Source organism: Bacillus sp. Root920 (assembly GCF_001429445.1).
Lineage (GTDB): Bacteria > Bacillota > Bacilli > Bacillales > Bacillaceae > Bacillus > Bacillus safensis.
Genome location: NZ_LMJV01000001.1, coordinates 1,196,840 through 1,213,733 on the forward strand (window position 1 = coordinate 1,196,840; position 16,894 = coordinate 1,213,733).

Genomic DNA, 16,894 nt, shown 5'->3' on the forward strand with positions numbered 1-16,894 from the left:
GTAATGATAAGTGAAGGCTGCAAATGCCGGGGGTAAACAGTATGGGAGAATACCAAGAGAAGGTTGAAACATTAAAAACGTTAAAAGAAATTGCTGAAAAGCTTAATGAAGGTATGGAAATGAAAGAAACGCTCCATGAAGTGCTCCATATGCTGATGGATGTCACAGGCTTTCATTCAGCATGGATTTATTTTATAGAAAAAGACGGGTCATATGAACTGATGGCAGAGGTTTCCTTACCTGAAGCACTAGCAAAGCATCAAAAGCAGCTCATGTGTCAAAATGATTGTTATTGCATCAGTCGATACACAAAAGGTTCACTGCAATCAGCCACCAATATTATTAATTGCAAACGGATTGAAACGGCGATTGAAGAAAAGCTCGGGGATACAGAAGGAATTACTCATCATGCGACCGTACCGCTAAAAGCGTGTAAGCGTACATTCGGTTTATTAAATGTGGCGGCAAAAGGAAAAGTCACGTTTACGCAAGAAGAGCTGAATTTGCTTGAAAGCATTGCACTTCAAATTGGCACTGCCATTCAGCGGATGAAGCTTGTGCAAAATGAACAGCAGCACGCACTTCTGGAAGAAAGAAACCGGCTCGCACAAGACTTGCATGATTCTGTCAACCAAATGCTGTTCTCTGTCAGTCTGACTGCTAAGGCTGCACGGCAAATGACAAGCGATCAGAATCTAGGGGAAATGATTGATTTTATTCAGCATTTGTCACAAGACGCTCTGATTGAAATGCGATCACTCATTTGGCAGCTGAGACCAAGAGGCCTTGAAAAAGGGTTTACGACAGCAATTGAAGAGTATGCACAGCTTTTAGGATTACGCTGCACTTTATCTTTATCAGGCTGTATAGAAATGGATCATTCTCACAATGAAACTTTGTTTCGGGTATGTCAAGAAGCGCTGAATAACTGTCAAAAACATGCGGAAGTAGAAGAAGTCGAGGTCAAGCTTGAGCAATCAAAAGACACGTTGGAGATGAAAATCCTTGACCACGGAAAAGGTTTTCAATATGACGAGCAGATGAGCCTTCCTTCACTTGGGCTGAAAGGGATGTCTGACCGCATCCGAAGAGCAGGAGGTACATTTTGTATCCATTCAGAGTTAGGTAAAGGAACTACGATTCATGTAAAAGTGCCATTTTCACAAGAAAGGAAGGGATCGTCATGAGAGTTGTCATTGCAGATGATCATCATATTGTGAGAAAAGGGCTTGTGTTTTTCTTGCAGACACAGCCTGATGTGGACATCGTTGGTGAGGCGTCCAATGGGCAAGAGGCATTAGAGGTTGTCAGAGAGTCTCAGCCTGACATTGTCTTAATGGATTTGTCTATGCCTGTAATGAATGGCATTGAGGCAACGAAACAAATGACGCTGGAAATGCCGGACGCCCGCATTGTGATCCTGACAAGCTATGCGGATAAAGATTATGTCATTCCCGCCATTCAAGCAGGGGCGAAAGCCTATCAATTAAAGGATGTAGCACCAGAAAAGCTGCTTTCGACCATGATTGAAGTCCAAAATGGCACCTATCAGTTAGATGGTCATATCACGACCTTTCTCGTGCAGCATCTGACAGAGCCAAAAGAGCAGAAATGGGCATTGATGAAAGAGCTCACCAATAGAGAGCGAGATGTCTTATTTGAGATTGCAAAAGGCAAAAGCAACAAAGAAATTGCCTCATCGCTGTTTATTTCTGAAAAGACTGTCAAAACGCACGTATCTCATGTATTATCAAAATTAGAGCTGGCAGATCGAACCCAAGCGGCTCTGTATGCAGTGGATTATCAAAAAAATCAGCCGAAAGAGCTGCTATAACAGAAAAGAATTTAGTCGTTATGCTAAAACTTTTAAGCGCACATTCAAAACAATGAATTGAATAAAAAAGAGCACAGATGTTGGTTATTTGACGTTTCTAATAGAAAAACAAAAAAAGACTTGATGAGAGTATGCTCATCAAGTCTTTTTTTATTTTAAAGGAGGTGAAGAGCTGGTCAATCAAAGGTGAATGTAAAATGGGGGGGGATCAGGTGGAGGCATATGAATTAGTAAGTGATTTTCGTTAGGATTATCTCTAACGCTCCCGTCTATTTCATGTCAGCCACTTTATGTTTCCCATCACAGCGCACTGCTAATTGTATGTAAAAGGGAAGGGCTAAAAAAATTCATTTTAGCCCTTTTTCTTTATGTGTACATCGGTTGTGAATAAACTTCAGCAGCAGCAGCCTCTGAAGCATGGTCAATGTACTGCAGGAGCCCATATAAACATTTTTCAACATCTGCATCGTTCCGGTTAAATTGATACGCATGTAAGAAATGCTCAATACGTTTCGAGAGCAAATCATCTTGCGTACGTACCATAAGAATAAGTAAATTATCCCATTGCGAGCGATGCGTATAATAAAGTGCTTTATCATAATCCGCCACATTCATTAAACCTTCTCCTTTCCCTTGAGAAGTCCTCATTAGTTTGCTCGGATGATATCGACTTTTTCAGGGGAAAAGTTGGTGTCCGCATCAATCGTGTACCGGGAATTATAGGCTGAATAATTGCTTCATGTATGAAAAAGGACCAGCCAGCTAAACCTAAACAAAACATATATGAAAGTGAGTTCAATGATATCATGCAGCCGAAATTGTGGATGCTTATTGCAGCAGGAATCGTTTTGCTTGGCAGTTTGATGATTCATCCTGCATCAAAAGCAGCGGTGCAGCCGTTTGAAAATTGGGAAAGACTTGCGTACACAGCGTTTAAAGATGAATATAAAGGTGCCGCTTTCAATGATTATCATTACATTGGCCGGACAGAAGTGAATGATGAGCAGACAAAAGATGTGTTTCGCGTCACTGTAAAGGAAGGATCAACTCGCTTTGCCGCACATGCAGAAATTTATTTTCATCCGGTAACCGGTCATTTGATTAGTATTAACGTGTTTCGGCTATAAAGAAGCACCTTTTTTTGTAAAAGATGCTCGAGGCGTTCAGTCAAAAAAGACAAAGGGCTAAAATCAAGATCATTTTAGCCCTTTGTCCAACAATTTTTTTTTCGAAATGGAATTACTTCATGCTACCTTGAAGATAAGCGCGAATATCCACTCCAAGTGAATCTGCTAAACGCTGGCCGTAATCTTCATCGGCACGATAGAAGTTGCAGATTGCAAGTAATTTTGTTTTGTCATTCACATCTTTCAAATCAGCTGTTAGGTTTTTAATCAATGCTTGTTTCTCTTCTTCAGAGTAGCTTCGATATTTTTCTCCAGCTTGTTTGAAATCGTTCGGTTTTTCAATTTTTTGTCTCACCATACGGTCACCGTGAAGAACTGGCTCACTTTCTTTGTAGTGAGGGTTTTCTTTTGGCTGATCGGCATAACGGTTTGGTTCATAGTTAATATGACCGCTTGGACGAGTCGTTGTCATAAAGCCATCCTGCTGGTTATTGTGTACAGGTGCATAAGGGCAGTTAACCGGAATGCGCATGTAGTTCGCACCAAGACGGTGGCGCTGCGTATCAGGATATGAGAACAGACGGCCTTGAAGCAGTTTATCTTCAGATGCCTCAATTCCTGGAACAAATGCACTTGGCGTGAAAGCAGACTGTTCTGTTTCAGCAAAGAAGTTATCAGGATTGCGGTTGAGTGTCATGCGTCCTACCTTTTGAAGCGGGTAATCTTCCTCGCTCCACGTTTTTGTTGGGTCACATGGATCATAATCAAGGTCATCATAATCGCTAAGCGGCATAAGCTGAACATATAAGTCCCATGCTGGGAAGTTGCCTTTTTCAATGCGGTCATATAAATCTCTTGTCGCATGCTGGAAATCGTTTGCTTGAATTTCCGCTGCTTCTTCCATAGATAAGTTGCGAATACCTTCAGAAGGTCTCCAGTGATATTTCACATATTTTGCTTCGCCGTATTTGTTCACCCATCTAAATGTATGCACACCAGAACCGCGCATTTCAGCGTAGCTTGCAGGGATTCCTTCGTCAGAGAAAAGCCATGTGAGCATATGAGTGGATTCAGGCGTTAAGGTCATAAAATCCCAATAACGGTCAGGATCTTGAATATTGGTTACAGGATCTGGCTTGAGAGAGTGAACCATATCAGGGAATTTCAATGCATCACGAATAAAGAAGATCGGCAAGTTGTTACCAACGAGATCATAGTTGCCTTCTTCTGTATAAAATTTGACAGCAAAGCCGCGCGGATCACGCAATGTTTCAGGTGAACCTTTCGGATGAATAACGGTAGAGAAGCGAACAAAAACGTCTGTTTGTTTTCCTTCTTCACTTAAGAAGGCTGCTTTTGTATGTTTCTCCATGCTGTTTTCTACTTCAAACACACCGTAAGCGCCGGCGCCTCTTGCATGAACGACGCGCTCTGGAATACGTTCACGGTCAAAGTGTGCGAGTTTTTCAATCAAATGGTAATCATCAAGAAAGGTAGGTCCGCGGTGACCAGCTGTTCTTGAGTTTTGGTTATCGCCAACAGGCACGCCTTGGTTCGTTGTCAAATTTTTATGATTTGAATTTGTCATTCTTTTCTCCTCCTGTAAACAAAAAAGTGTTTTCTAGCAATCTATATACCCTAATTATATTGAATCAAACATGATAGTCAATATTTATTTATAATAATTTTAAATAAATTATTATTACAAGAAGGTAAAGAAAAAGACGAAAGAATAAATTCTTTCGCCTTAAAGCAGGAGCTCTCTAAGAGCATCTTTGTTTTGTGTTAAATCGTTTAGTGTGTATCGGTCTAGAACGCTTAAATAAGCAGTGAGTGCTTCATGAAGTACATGCTTTAATGAACAAATTGGGGAGATGATGCAGCTGTTTTTCTTTGGATCAAAGCATTCAACCATGACTAAATCATCCTCTGTATAACGGACAACCTCTCCAATATTAATGCTTTCTGGGCTTTTTCCAAGCCTGATCCCGCCATTTCTTCCGCGAATCGTTTCCACATACCCGCGTTTCCCAAGATGATAAATCACCTTCGTCAGATGATTTTTAGAAATGCCATAAACATCGGCGATCTGCTGAATATTTGACAGTTCATTATTTTCTCTCGAAGCTAAATAAATGAGTACCCTTAATGAGAAATCTGTGTAATTCGTAAGTTTCATTTTGACGACCTCTAAACCTAATAGAGTTTTGTATCATCGTAACACATTTTAGACAAAAACTGTTCGAGAAAGTGTAAAATGTGACAACATTTAAAACATGTATTATAAATATTGCTTTTAGAGACTGTCATCTATTACGATAAAGATGTATTTAAAATACTTCTTTTGAAAGAAGGAATGACGATGTTATCTAAAGATCAAATGAATGCAATAAAGCAATCAGCTCCTCTTCTAAAAGCCGAGGGAACCAAACTTGTCACTGTTTTTTATCAAAATATGATTCGCCAGCACCCGGAGCTGCTCAATCAATTTAATAAAACAAATCTGATGAACGGAAGTCAGCCAGAGGCACTTGCTGCGACACTATATCAAGCTGCACTGCACATTGAACGGTTAGAGGAATTACTTCCTGCGGTCAAACAAATTGCCCATAAGCATGTCAGTGTCATGGTCAAAAAAGAACAATACCCAATTGTCGGATATCACCTGATTGAAGCGATGAAAGAGGTGTTTGGCTTAAGAGAAGAAGATGCCACTTTATTAGCTTGGAAAGCTGCATATGACATCATTGCGAATATTTTCATGACCATAGAAGCAGAAATGATGGATGAAAATGTGAAACAGACAGGCGGATGGGCAGATGTGAAGCCGTTTGTGATTAAGAAAAAGAAGCAAGAATCTCCTTCGCTTATCTCATTTTATTTAGTACCAGAAGATGAATCAGAGCTGCCAATGTATAAAGCAGGCCAATACATTACGGTTCAGGCAGATATGCCAGGAGAAGCCTATATGTGCAGCAGACAATACAGCTTATCAGACGAGCATCATCCATCTTATTACCGTATTACGGTGAAGCGTGACGGTCATGTGTCTACATTTTTGCATGATGAAATGGAAGAAGGGGACGTTCTTCAAGTGAGTATGCCGCAGGGAATGTTCTGTTTGCAAGATGACATAAAAGAGCCTGTTTATTTCATCAGTGCTGGGTCTGGTGTTACACCAATGATTGGTTTAGTGAAAACTGCCGCACAAAACAGCCAGATATTCACGATGATTCATGCAGATCGATTAGAGGATGTAAACGCTTTTGAAAATGAGTTTGAACGCGTTCTAGCTTCAGCTTCCTATGGACGCATCATCCTATGTAACGAACAATTTGCGCAGTCTGGAAAGGGTGAACTTGTTGAGAAAGCGGCTTCCCGCATTGACCGTCCATTTCTTCAATCGGTGATTGGAGAAGGGAAAGGCCAATTTTATCTATGCGGTTCCCCGGTGTTTACACAGGAGATCATTCATCTTCTAAAAGAGCTGGGAATTCCAGCACAACATATTCATTTCGAATCATTCGGCGGGCAATCCACGAAAGAAATAGAAGTCGTCTAAACGATTGGCGGAACATCATGTTTTTTTACATACGCTCATATAGTAGGGATAAGTCCGATGAGGAGGGATGGTTTCCTTGAGCGTATCTGAAAAACGTCTTTTACAAAGAGCGATTGATGAAATTACAGAGATTGCAGAAGGATTTGGTCTAGATTTTTATCCGATGAGGTATGAAATCTGTCCCGCGGAAATTATTTATACGTTCGGTGCATATGGAATGCCAACACGATTCAGCCACTGGAGCTTTGGGAAGCAATTTCATAAAATGAAGCTTCATTATGATTTAGGGTTAAGTAAAATTTATGAACTTGTCATCAATTCAAATCCTTGCTACGCCTTTCTACTTGATAACAATACGCTTGTTCAAAATAAATTAATTGTGGCTCATGTATTGGCACACTGTGATTTCTTCAAAAATAATTGCCGTTTCCAAAACACAAAACGAGATATGGTCGAAAGTATGTCAGCAGCGGCAGAGCGGATCAAAGAATATGAGCATATCCATGGAACAAAAGAAGTCGAGTCCTTTTTAGATGCCGTATTGGCTATCCAAGAGCATATTGATCCGTCTCTTGTTCGATCAAAATTAAGCTGGAATATGGACGATGAAGAAAGTGAAGATGATAAACCAAAACGTCAAACGCCATATGATGATTTGTGGGGAATGGATGAGCCGAAAACGCGTGAGAAAAAGAAAACCGTTAAGCAGTTTCCCCCAAAGCCGGAAAAGGATCTTTTACTCTTTATTGAGGCGCATTCCCGCGAGCTGGAGCCGTGGCAGCGGGATGTCCTTACCATGCTGAGAGAAGAAATGCTCTATTTTTGGCCGCAGCTGGAAACAAAGATTATGAATGAAGGCTGGGCATCGTATTGGCACCAGCGGATTATGCGGGAGCTTGATTTGGATTCAAGTGAATCGATAGAGTTTGCGAAATTAAATGCAGGTGTGGTGCAGCCATCTAAAACAGGCATCAATCCTTACTATTTAGGGCTGAAGATTTTTGAAGATATCGAAGAGCGCTATAACAACCCGTGTGAAGAATTAAAAAAAGCAGGGGTCACAGAAGGATCTGGCCGCAGTAAAATGTTTGAAGTCAGAGAAATTGAGTCAGATATTTCCTTTATTCGAAACTACTTAACGAAAGACCTTGTGATGAGAGAAGATTTGTACTTGTTTCAAAAGCAGGGGAGAGACTATAAAGTCATTGATAAAGAATGGAAGGCGGTTCGTGATCAGTTAGTCAGTATGAGAGTGAATGGCGGCTTTCCGTATTTGACCGTGATCGATGGCGACTATTTAAAAAATAACGAACTTTATATCAAGCATTGGTATGAAGGCATTGAACTTGATCTGAAATACTTAGAAAAAGTCCTTCCGTATTTATATCAGCTGTGGGGAAGAAGTGTGCATATCGAGTCCGTTCTTGAAGGAAAAGAAGTGATGTTTTCTTATGATGGAAAAGGGGTTCATAGGAAATATCTTGCATGAAAAAGACAAAAAAGATGTCTCTTAGCAGACATCTTTTTTGTCCATTTTATTGGTTTTTCAGCAGTTTGAAAATGTGTTTTGCTTGATCGGTATTTTCCATTAGACCTTTTAGCTGCTGGCTTGTTGGGCCATACGCAAAGAATGGAACTTCATCACCGGTATGGCCAGATGTTGTCCAGCCTGTATGGGATCTTGTATTGATCACTTCTTCAATCGCATCATCAATTTTAACAGTATCCTTTGTTTCAGCGGCCTTTTGAATAGATGCTATTTCTTCTTTTGTGAAATCAAGATTGATATATTGTTTCAGGGCTGACTCGACAGGCATGCCGCTGACAATTTTGTTTGCGATAAAGTCAGGCGTTTTTTTCGCTGCTTTTACCGGTTTGTAATCCCAGCTCCCTGAACCGTCTGCTCCGAAGGAAAGTCCGCCAGTTGAATGATCCGCGGTCGTGATGACTAACGTGTTTTTATCCTTTTTCGCAAAACGAATCGCTTCTTCAAATGCTTTTTCAAAATCCTTCATTTCACTCATCGCACTGACAATATCATGATCATGTCCAGCCCAGTCAATTTGACTGCCTTCGACCATAAGGAAAAATCCTTTTTTGTTTTTAGACAGCTGTTTGATGGCTGAGGATGTCATGTCTTGCAGGGAAGGGGTCGTTTGATCACGATCAATGGCTTTATCGAGACCTCCATCGGCAAAAATGCCTAACACTTTTTCATTTTTGTTTTTTTGTAAGGCGGCTTTATTGGTGACATAATCATAACCGGCTTGTCTGAATTCCTTCGTCAGATCACGATCCTTTCGGACAAAGTCGACAAGTCCTCCGCCCAGCATGACATCGACTGTATGCTGTTTTCCGATTTTCTCATCGAAGAAGTCATCAGCGATGGCTGCAGTGTTTTTCCTAGACACATCGTGAGCGGCATACGCAGCAGGCGTAGCATTTGTTAATTCAGATGTCACGACAAGACCCGTCGATTTTCCTTTTCGTTTGGCTTCTTCTAAAACGGTTTTTAGTTTTTTGCCGTTTTTGTTTACACCAATGGCATTGTTGTATGTCTTTTTACCAGTTGCCATGGCTGTACCAGCTGCTGCTGAATCGGTAATGTTATTTTTAGAGTCGTCAGGGTATGTTTTGTGCATGCCAGTGAGGTAAGGGTCAAACGCTGTTTGCTTTGAAAGGTCACCGTTGTGTTTAAATGAGCGGTAAGTTGAAAGATAAGGTGTTCCCATGCCATCTCCAATCAGCACAATCACATTTTGCACGTCATTTTTCGGCTTCTTTTTAGCCTCAGCTTTGTCAGCTTGTCCAAATTCAATCCCTGAAAAAATGCCAATCGATAGCACAGATGCTGCTGCCACTGCAGTGATTTTCGTTTTCGAGCTTTTCAACACACTCATTCATTTTGCCTCCTCATTGTTTATGTATCGCTCTTACGTTTACAATGGTAGAGCAGAAGTGTGGATTCCTTTTTACAGCACCGTAAAGTTCACTTTAAAATTGTAAAGGTCCACTTTACATAGAATGAACCAAAAAGAGAAATGAATGTATCATTTATCCATGACAAGATGCGATTATTTTGTCATGATTGTGTAATAAAAATGAAATAAAAAGAACCCTAAAAAAAAATAAATTTTGCCGAATTAATAAGCATAATGTCGTAGGAAGTCAAGACTATTTCTTCTGGTATTTGATCCTTATAATAGGGAGTAGATAAAAATTCGGATCAGATAGATACATACAGGAGGAACAAATGAAAAAACAATTGATCACAGCTGCAAGTGCAGTTCTACTTGGGACGACATTATTTGCCGGAGCTGCCTCAGCACAATCAGTAAAAGTTCAAAAAGGTGACTCTCTTTCTGTTCTAGCGAAAAGATACAAAACAAGCGTGAGCAAAATTAAATCAGACAATAAGCTGAAATCTAACGTGATTTATGTTGGACAAACCTTAAAAGTGAATGGCACTTCTTCGAAAAAAGCAGTGAAGACATCAAAAACAACAACAAAAGTAAAAACGGCTTCAGCAACTGCCACTCATAAAGTTGTCAAAGGTGATACATTATCTAAGATTGGCAAAAAATATGGGATGACTGTGAAAGAGTTGAAATCGTTAAATAAACTTAAAACAGACCTCATTAAAATCGGGCAAAAGCTAAAGGTGAAAAAGACGTCTAAAGTAAAGACGAAACCTGTGAAAGAAAAAACAGTCTCTACTTCTTCCTTAAACACGTCTAAGCTTATAGCAGATGCTAAAGCGCAAAACGGTACTCCATATAGATGGGGTGGAACGACACCGAAGGGCTTTGATTGCAGCGGATTTATGTGGTATATCATTAACAAACAAAAAAAGATTTCAAGACAAACAACTGAAGGTTTCTGGGGATCGATGAAAAGTGTATCCAAACCAAAGGCTGGAGATTTTGTCTTCTTTACAACGTATAAATCGGGTCCATCTCACATGGGTGTCTACCTTGGGAACAATAAGTTTATCCATGCTGCTTCTGACGGTGTAACGATCAGTGATATGACATCAAGCTATTGGAAGCCTATTTATCTTGGAGCGAAAACATTTGTAAACTAATTCATTTTAAGAGACTGCTATGAAGCAGTCTCTTTTTTCATATATCATTTACGCCGCAGAACTGGTCTTTTTCTCATAGATCACTATCAGTCTAAAGGCTTTAAAATAACATAATTGTGGACCCGCTTTTAAAAAAAGGGTCTTATTTTTGTTGAATAATAAGTATATGAAAAAAATATAATCTTCCATGTTGTATAATAGATAGAGGGAGGCAAACTATCAATTGAATAAGGATTGAAGAAAATCTAACCGTTTTATTGACAATATTTTCGTTGATATATAAGAATTTTCACTCTATTTTTAAAAAAAGTGTTTTCATTTTTTAATTTTCATATATAATAATTTTACGCCACCAATTTATTGCGCTAAATTTAATCTAAATATTCAGAAAATATTGTGAATTATATGAATGTGGCGTCTTTAGACCGATACTAAGTTTTGGGAGTGATGGTATGAGCAATTCATTGTTTAGAAAAAAGAGCATTTCAGAGCTCATTGCGGCAACACAAGGGGAAAAAGCATTAAAAAAGGAATTGGGTTCATTTGATTTAACCATGCTGGGCATTGGAGCCATTATCGGGACAGGGATATTTGTTCTAACAGGTACAGGAGCCGTCACTGCGGGGCCAGGACTTGTTCTATCATTTGTCATCGCAGGTCTTGCTTGTTTGTTTGCAGCACTGTCATATGCGGAATTTGCTTCCACAGTGCCTGTATCAGGGTCTGTGTATACATTTACGTACGCATCAATGGGGGAATTTCTAGCATTCATCATTGGATGGGATTTAATATTAGAATATATGCTGGCCGCTAGTGCCGTTTCAGCGGGCTGGTCAGGCTATTTTGTGTCTTTTTTAAATGGGATAGGGATTCATATACCAGTTGAGTTAACAGCAGCACCAGGTGGTTTAAAGGGGCAAGTGACATATTTTAATCTTCCAGCATTTATTATTTTAATGGTCATCACCTTCCTGCTGTACTTTGGTATTAAAGAATCAAAACGAGTCAATAACATCATGGTTATTATGAAAATTGCTGTGATTCTGCTCTTTATTTTAGTCGCTGTGAAATATGTAAAACCTGAAAACTGGACACCATTTGTTCCATTTGGGACATCAGGGGTTTTAAGTGCAGCAGCCCTCGTATTCTTTGCATTTATCGGGTTTGATGCAGTTGCTTCTGCGGCAGAGGAGACAAAAAATCCATCACGCAACCTGCCTAGAGGGATTATTACTTCCTTATTGATTTGTACACTGCTTTATGTCGTTGTCAGTGCGATTATGACGGGCATCGTTCCTTTCATGAATTTTGAAGGAGTATCACATCCAGTGTCTCTCGTTTTACAAGTAGCCGGACAAAACTGGGTGGCTGGTATTGTGGATGTCGGAGCGATTCTAGGGATGACAACCGTAATGCTTGTCATGCTGTACGGCCAGACACGCGTGATGTTTGCTATGTCTCGTGATGGCTTGGTGCCAAAGGTATTATCAAAAGTTCACCCAAAGCATAAAACTCCTTACATCAATACACTGTTCTTCGGTACATTGTCAGCATTAATGGGTGGATTTATTCCACTTGATGAGCTGGCAAGCCTAGTGAACATCGGGACACTTTCAGCATTTATTTTGATTTCAGTGGCGGTCATTGTGATGAGAAAAACGCAGCCGGACTTACCACGAGCTTTCAGATGCCCAGCAGTTCCGCTTATTCCGATCTTAGCTATTCTATCTTGCGGATTGCTCATTTATAAGCTTGGTGCAATCACCTTTGTTCGTTTCTTAATCTGGCTTGCCATTGGGCTGGTTGTGTATTTCTTATATTCAAGAAAGCATTCAGAATTGAATAAAAAGTAAATGAAAAAAGCCCGTGCTGCTTGGCATTAGTCAAGTAACACGGGCTTTTGCTTTTGAATGCTGATTAAAAACCTAACTGAAGATCGACATCGATTGATACGATGGCATAGACACAAACAATGACAAAGATATTCAGTACGACACCGAGGAAACCTGGACCCGTACGGCCTTTTTTAATGAACAGTTCAATAATGCCAAATGGAACTGCGGCCATTGCAAAAGGAAGCATTTGAAAAGAATAAAATGTCACGTTGCTGATAATGGCGAGGTTTAGCATGAGCAGGGATAATATCGCTGTGCCGACAGAAATCCAGCCAAATACATTATGCTCTTTAAAAATTCTTACCAATTCCATAATTCCACCTCGCTCACTTTTGCCGTTTTAATGCGTTTTGTCTTTACAAATTTCTCAATTTCTTTAGAAGGTCCAGTGACCACAGAGCCATAAACGGTGACGCCATTTTGATCGATATAGCGTATACGATTAGACAGATCAAGATCAGGTCTGCCAGAGATCGTTGTTGCCCATGTCGGGTGCTGATTAACATAAGCAAGGGCATCTTTGAATTGATCTACCTCAGTTTTTGATGTGTGCTGAAGCTCTTTTAAAAATTCAGAGTCCTTCCCAGGAAAGCCGATTGGCCGCTGATTTCCACTTAATGAATCCTCTGTTTTAATCGCATTCCACAGCACTTTCATATCGTATTTTTTAGCAAAGGAATAAATATCCTTTGGTGTGTAAGCTCTATCATAGGATACATACACTTCACTTACTGTTCCTTCAGGAAGCTTGTCTAACGTAGTGAGTGTTTGTTTTTTTGAGGCATCTGCCTGCGCCGAAGGATGGGTAAAGAAACCCTCCGTTTCGCGTGCGCTGTCACCATAATAAGAGATAGTAGGCTGCTTTAATTTATCGAAAAACATCTCGATTTGTTCACTGCCAATGGCTTCTGTTTTATTGCCAATTTGCTTTTGCAGCTTCAATTCGGTGTTCATCCCAAAAAGCTTGACCTGACCTTTTAAATCCTTCATATCAATGGCCACGTTTGGTTTGGTCAAAGCGACGGTGACAGCGGCTGTTTCCATGAAGTGATTGCCTTTGCTCTCGGCTCCACCAACGCCGTAATATAAATAACTTCCTAATGTACAAAGCGGTAAAATAATGAGTGTCGATATGACAGCAAGTACGGAAATACGTAAATATGACTTTCTTTTTCCGTATTGTAAAATGGCTTTTTGCTTCTCAGGACTGATGGAAAAATCTGTCCAATCCGAGTCGCTCAGTTCCTGGCTTAAGCGTTTTTCGTTTTCTTCAAGCTCTTCCTCAAACGCTATCATTTCTTCCTCATTCATCTCACCATTATTATATTGTTCCCATCGCTTGTTAAACTCTTCATTCATCATTAACACCTCTGTTGTAAAGTGCTTTTAGGCGCTGCCTTGCACGAAATAAAACACTTTTGAAATTTGCTTCAGTAATATTCATGACCTTGGATGCTTCCTTGTAATTTAGTTCTTTTAAATAATACAATGTCAACGCTTCCTTGTAGTTATCTGGAAGCTGCTCTAAATACATGGTGAGGACTTCCTTTATTTCAACCTGTTCAGCAGGGCTTTGTACAGACGTTTGTAAAAGACCGCCAATGAGGTCATCCGATATGGTCACTTCTTTTTTATGTTTCCTGACATAATCAATAAAAGCATTTCGTGCCACCTGAAATAACCAAGGTTTCACTTTGCTATGGTCGTAGGAATGAATATGTATATACGCACGCATAAAGGTTTCCTGCAATAAGTCTTCTGCCAAATGTTTGTCTTTTGTCATGGAGAGCAGAAACCTGTAAACATCGTTCATATACATTTGATAAATTTCATCGATCGTCACTGATTTTTCTCCCCTCTATGTTATACACGCATAAGAAAGGCATAAAGTTGCACGAAACTTCTCATTACCGTACATTACTCATTTCTTTCGCCGAATCAAAATCATTTCTCCTTATCATAGCGAAATTTGCATCATTTATAAAGTATTTTCAATAGAACAAATCAGGAAAAAACATCGAAAAACGACAAAATTGGACACAATTCCTATTCTATTCTCCCCTAAAACCTTGTGCTTGAATACAGACAGAACGTTCATTTTTAAACGAAAAAAATAGGGAGGATAGGACTGTGTACAAATTTTTAGTACCAGGTAATAAAAAATTTGTTATAATAGAGACAAATCCTTCATTCTTCAAACAAAGGAAGTGCACTATGTATAAATTTTCAGGCTATACCGTCAAACTATTATTTGGTCTCCGAGGTGGAATCAAAGTATATCAAAAAGAGAATCTGCCAACTGATCGGGGTTTTGTCATTGCTTGTACACATGAGGGTTTTGTGGATGTTCTTGCATTAGGCGCAGGAATTCTTCCGTTTGAGATCCACTACATGGCGAAAAAAGAATTGTTTGCAAATAAATGGATCGGTGGATTTTTAAAAAAGATTCATGCCTTTCCTGTTGATCGAGAGAATCCTGGGCCAAGCAGTATTAAAACGCCCATTAAATTATTAAAAGAGGGAAAGATCGTTGGGATTTTTCCAAGCGGAACACGTACAACAGAGGATGTTCCTCTAAAAAGAGGGGCGGTTACCATTGCGCAGCTCGGTAAAGCGCCAATTGTTCCAGCCGCATACAAAGGACCTTCAAATGCGAAAAGTCTTTTCAAAAAAGGGAAAATGCGCTTAATCATCGGTGAACCGATTGAGCTGTCTGAATTTGACCATCTGCCGCCAAAAGAAAGATTAGGTGCCATGACAGAAGTATTAAACACAAGAATCAAAGAGCTAGAAGCTCAATTAATGGAAAAGGCATAAGAAAAACGACCGCTTGCTTAGGCAAGGGTCGTTTCAGCGTGTAGACAAACCCTCGCATTCGGTGTCAGTCCTGCGTGCCGGTGCTCACGAATGCTCAATTCGCTCCGCTCCGGTACTCGTCCTTCCTAGACTTCAAAGRTTTTAGCCCTTTGTCCACAATGTGAAACGCCCACTTGCTTAAGCAAGTGGGCGTTTTTTGTTACGAAGCGCCTTCTTCAGCTGCTTCTAATAATTGTTCATTTAACTTTTTTACTTCGATGTATGCCACATGGTGTCCATCGACTTCATTAATAATAAATTCATAGCCTTGTTCACGAATGGCGTCATTTTTCTCTACTTCATATTTCTGAGTAAGGAACCAGCCGCCGATTGTGTCGACCTCTTCATTATCAAGCTGTGTACCTAATAGCAGGTTGACTTGATCAACAAGAACCTTGCCATCAAAGATGTAATGGTCTTCTCCAAGTTTACGCACTTCGTTGATTTCATCAATGTCGAACTCATCACGAATTTCACCAACGATTTCTTCAAGGATGTCTTCAACGGTCACAAGACCTGCTGTACCGCCATATTCATCTGATAAAATGGCCATGTGTACACGTTCACGCTGCATTTTGAGCAGTAAATCATGAACAGGAACCGTTTCAATCACATGAATAATCGGATTTACAAACTTTTCGATCGTATCGCTTGTAGAGCACTCTCCGCTAATGCAGGCAGTGAGAACCTCTTTAATGTTAAGAACACCGATAATGTTGTCTTTGTCGCCATCTTCAATTGGATAACGTGTATATTTCTCTACCTTTGTTACCTTCAGCATTTCCTCAATGGTAATATCATACGGGAAGCTGACAACTTCGGTACGAGGAATCATAATTTCTTTCGCCAGACGGTCATCAAATTCGAAAATTTTATTTACATATTTGAATTCAGACTGGTTAATCTCGCCGCTCTTATAGCTCTCTGATAAAATAATCCGCAATTCTTCCTCAGAGTGCGCCATGTCATGCTCAGATACTTGCTGAAGACCGAACGCTTTCGTTAACAAACGAGCAGATCCATTTAATACCCAAATGAACGGGAACATCACTTTGTAAAAGATCATCAGTGGTCTAGCAAAAAGAAGGGATACTTGCTCAGCCTTTTGAATGGCGAGTGTTTTCGGTGCAAGTTCTCCAACGACAACGTGTAAAAACGTCATGATACTAAACGCAATAATAAAAGTGACAATAGAACTAGCTGATTGAGGAATGGACAACTCTGCAAAGAGCGGCGCAAGCATATGCGCAATTGTTTCTTCCCCTAACCAACCAATACCAAGGGCGGTAATGGTAATACCAAGCTGACAGGCTGATAGGTACTCATCAAGGTGAGTCGTTACATGCTTGACAGCAACTGCTGTTTTATTACCTTCTGCGATTAACTGATCAATTCTTGAGCTTCTTAAGCGAATGATCGCAAACTCTGATGCAACGAAAAACGCGGTTAAAGCTATAAGTAAAGCAACTATGAGTAAATTAACTATGTCCAATTAAGGCCTTCGTTCTGACTTTGAGAACGAAGGTAACACCTCCT

Annotated in this window: 16 protein-coding genes; 8 read left to right on the forward strand and 8 right to left on the reverse strand. The window is 40.0% G+C overall.

Translation table 11 applies throughout. The features are described from left to right. The first annotated feature begins 41 nt into the window (after nucleotides 1–41). Complete coding sequence (locus tag ASE42_RS05750; RefSeq protein ID WP_056766031.1) at nucleotides 42–1,187, forward strand: GAF domain-containing sensor histidine kinase; 1,146 nt, start codon at nucleotides 42–44, stop codon at nucleotides 1,185–1,187. Beyond that, on the forward strand, nucleotides 1,184–1,834 hold the full coding sequence (locus ASE42_RS05755) for a response regulator (RefSeq protein WP_056766033.1): 651 nt from the start codon (nucleotides 1,184–1,186) through the stop codon (nucleotides 1,832–1,834). Before ASE42_RS05750 ends, ASE42_RS05755 begins: the two co-directional genes overlap by 4 nt. A 366-nt stretch (nucleotides 1,835–2,200) precedes the next feature. Here the strand turns inward: ASE42_RS05755 and ASE42_RS05760 are convergent, their stop codons facing one another. Then, nucleotides 2,201–2,449 carry a YhdB family protein gene (locus ASE42_RS05760; RefSeq protein WP_024425297.1) on the reverse strand — a complete coding sequence of 83 codons (249 nt, stop codon included), beginning with the start codon at nucleotides 2,447–2,449 and terminating at the stop codon, nucleotides 2,201–2,203. A gap of 191 nt (nucleotides 2,450–2,640) precedes the next feature. Here ASE42_RS05760 and ASE42_RS05765 point away from each other — a divergent pair, with 191 nt between their 5' ends. Then, nucleotides 2,641–2,961: a YqzG/YhdC family protein gene (locus ASE42_RS05765; RefSeq protein WP_390892003.1), complete on the forward strand. Its 321-nt coding sequence runs from the start codon at nucleotides 2,641–2,643 to the stop codon at nucleotides 2,959–2,961. Between the two features lie 112 nt (nucleotides 2,962–3,073). Here the strand turns inward: ASE42_RS05765 and ASE42_RS05770 are convergent, their stop codons facing one another. Further along, nucleotides 3,074–4,549: a catalase gene (locus tag ASE42_RS05770; RefSeq protein WP_041109904.1), complete on the reverse strand. Its 1,476-nt coding sequence runs from the start codon at nucleotides 4,547–4,549 to the stop codon at nucleotides 3,074–3,076. Nucleotides 4,550–4,708: 159 nt separating this feature from the next. Further along, nucleotides 4,709–5,140 carry an Rrf2 family transcriptional regulator gene (locus tag ASE42_RS05775; protein WP_024425294.1) on the reverse strand — a complete coding sequence of 144 codons (432 nt, stop codon included), beginning with the start codon at nucleotides 5,138–5,140 and terminating at the stop codon, nucleotides 4,709–4,711. Between the two features lie 183 nt (nucleotides 5,141–5,323). Here ASE42_RS05775 and ASE42_RS05780 point away from each other — a divergent pair, with 183 nt between their 5' ends. Further along, entirely contained in the window at nucleotides 5,324–6,523 is a 1,200-nt protein-coding gene (locus ASE42_RS05780) for a globin domain-containing protein (RefSeq protein ID WP_056766037.1), read from the forward strand. Nucleotides 6,524–6,590: 67 nt separating this feature from the next. After that, nucleotides 6,591–8,012: a SpoVR family protein gene (locus ASE42_RS05785; protein ID WP_370880851.1), complete on the forward strand. Its 1,422-nt coding sequence runs from the start codon at nucleotides 6,591–6,593 to the stop codon at nucleotides 8,010–8,012. A gap of 46 nt (nucleotides 8,013–8,058) precedes the next feature. Here ASE42_RS05785 and ASE42_RS05790 read toward each other — a convergent pair whose 3' ends face one another. Then, nucleotides 8,059–9,423 carry an alkaline phosphatase gene (locus ASE42_RS05790; protein WP_056766039.1) on the reverse strand — a complete coding sequence of 455 codons (1,365 nt, stop codon included), beginning with the start codon at nucleotides 9,421–9,423 and terminating at the stop codon, nucleotides 8,059–8,061. 353 nt (nucleotides 9,424–9,776) lie between these two features. Here ASE42_RS05790 and ASE42_RS05795 point away from each other — a divergent pair, with 353 nt between their 5' ends. Together ASE42_RS05795 and ASE42_RS05800 are read left to right on the forward strand one after the other, a co-directional pair. Next, nucleotides 9,777–10,607 carry a C40 family peptidase gene (locus ASE42_RS05795; protein ID WP_024426592.1) on the forward strand — a complete coding sequence of 277 codons (831 nt, stop codon included), beginning with the start codon at nucleotides 9,777–9,779 and terminating at the stop codon, nucleotides 10,605–10,607. Nucleotides 10,608–11,059: 452 nt separating this feature from the next. Next, nucleotides 11,060–12,460, forward strand: coding sequence for an amino acid permease (locus tag ASE42_RS05800; protein ID WP_024425289.1), 1,401 nt, complete (start codon nucleotides 11,060–11,062; stop codon nucleotides 12,458–12,460). A gap of 64 nt (nucleotides 12,461–12,524) precedes the next feature. On the opposite strand, the gene ASE42_RS05805 is transcribed toward ASE42_RS05800, so the two are convergent. The 3 genes from ASE42_RS05805 to ASE42_RS05815 are packed head-to-tail and all read right to left on the reverse strand — an operon-like array spanning nucleotide 12,525 to nucleotide 14,345. Further along, on the reverse strand, nucleotides 12,525–12,815 hold the full coding sequence (locus tag ASE42_RS05805) for a hypothetical protein (protein WP_024425288.1): 291 nt from the start codon (nucleotides 12,813–12,815) through the stop codon (nucleotides 12,525–12,527). Next, a complete protein-coding gene (locus ASE42_RS05810; protein ID WP_056766041.1) occupies nucleotides 12,803–13,861 on the reverse strand; it encodes an anti-sigma factor in 1,059 nt (352 codons plus the stop codon). Before ASE42_RS05810 ends, ASE42_RS05805 begins: the two co-directional genes overlap by 13 nt. After that, a complete protein-coding gene (locus ASE42_RS05815) occupies nucleotides 13,854–14,345 on the reverse strand; it encodes a sigma-70 family RNA polymerase sigma factor (RefSeq protein WP_024425287.1) in 492 nt (163 codons plus the stop codon). The genes ASE42_RS05810 and ASE42_RS05815 overlap by 8 nt, the downstream gene beginning before the upstream one ends. Before the next feature lie 371 nt (nucleotides 14,346–14,716). On the opposite strand from ASE42_RS05815, the gene ASE42_RS05820 reads away from it, so the two are divergent. Beyond that, a complete protein-coding gene (locus ASE42_RS05820) occupies nucleotides 14,717–15,319 on the forward strand; it encodes a lysophospholipid acyltransferase family protein (RefSeq protein WP_024425286.1) in 603 nt (200 codons plus the stop codon). Nucleotides 15,320–15,518: 199 nt separating this feature from the next. Here the strand turns inward: ASE42_RS05820 and ASE42_RS05825 are convergent, their stop codons facing one another. Then, nucleotides 15,519–16,850, reverse strand: coding sequence for a hemolysin family protein (locus ASE42_RS05825; protein WP_024426590.1), 1,332 nt, complete (start codon nucleotides 16,848–16,850; stop codon nucleotides 15,519–15,521). Between the last annotated feature and the right edge of the window lie 44 nt (nucleotides 16,851–16,894).

What these genes read in the sequence shown, in the direction of transcription:
- ASE42_RS05750 (WP_056766031.1), top strand. Translation starts at nt 42, where the DNA reads ATGGGAGAATACCAAGAGAAGGTTGAAACATTAAAAACGTTAAAAGAA.
- ASE42_RS05755 (WP_056766033.1), top strand. Translation starts at nt 1,184, where the DNA reads ATGAGAGTTGTCATTGCAGATGATCATCATATTGTGAGAAAAGGGCTT.
- ASE42_RS05760 (WP_024425297.1), bottom strand. Translation starts at nt 2,449, where the DNA reads ATGAATGTGGCGGATTATGATAAAGCACTTTATTATACGCATCGCTCG.
- ASE42_RS05765 (WP_390892003.1), top strand. Translation starts at nt 2,641, where the DNA reads ATGCAGCCGAAATTGTGGATGCTTATTGCAGCAGGAATCGTTTTGCTT.
- ASE42_RS05770 (WP_041109904.1), bottom strand. Translation starts at nt 4,549, where the DNA reads ATGACAAATTCAAATCATAAAAATTTGACAACGAACCAAGGCGTGCCT.
- ASE42_RS05775 (WP_024425294.1), bottom strand. Translation starts at nt 5,140, where the DNA reads ATGAAACTTACGAATTACACAGATTTCTCATTAAGGGTACTCATTTAT.
- ASE42_RS05780 (WP_056766037.1), top strand. Translation starts at nt 5,324, where the DNA reads ATGTTATCTAAAGATCAAATGAATGCAATAAAGCAATCAGCTCCTCTT.
- ASE42_RS05785 (WP_370880851.1), top strand. Translation starts at nt 6,591, where the DNA reads ATGGTTTCCTTGAGCGTATCTGAAAAACGTCTTTTACAAAGAGCGATT.
- ASE42_RS05790 (WP_056766039.1), bottom strand. Translation starts at nt 9,423, where the DNA reads ATGAGTGTGTTGAAAAGCTCGAAAACGAAAATCACTGCAGTGGCAGCA.
- ASE42_RS05795 (WP_024426592.1), top strand. Translation starts at nt 9,777, where the DNA reads ATGAAAAAACAATTGATCACAGCTGCAAGTGCAGTTCTACTTGGGACG.
- ASE42_RS05800 (WP_024425289.1), top strand. Translation starts at nt 11,060, where the DNA reads ATGAGCAATTCATTGTTTAGAAAAAAGAGCATTTCAGAGCTCATTGCG.
- ASE42_RS05805 (WP_024425288.1), bottom strand. Translation starts at nt 12,815, where the DNA reads ATGGAATTGGTAAGAATTTTTAAAGAGCATAATGTATTTGGCTGGATT.
- ASE42_RS05810 (WP_056766041.1), bottom strand. Translation starts at nt 13,861, where the DNA reads ATGAATGAAGAGTTTAACAAGCGATGGGAACAATATAATAATGGTGAG.
- ASE42_RS05820 (WP_024425286.1), top strand. Translation starts at nt 14,717, where the DNA reads ATGTATAAATTTTCAGGCTATACCGTCAAACTATTATTTGGTCTCCGA.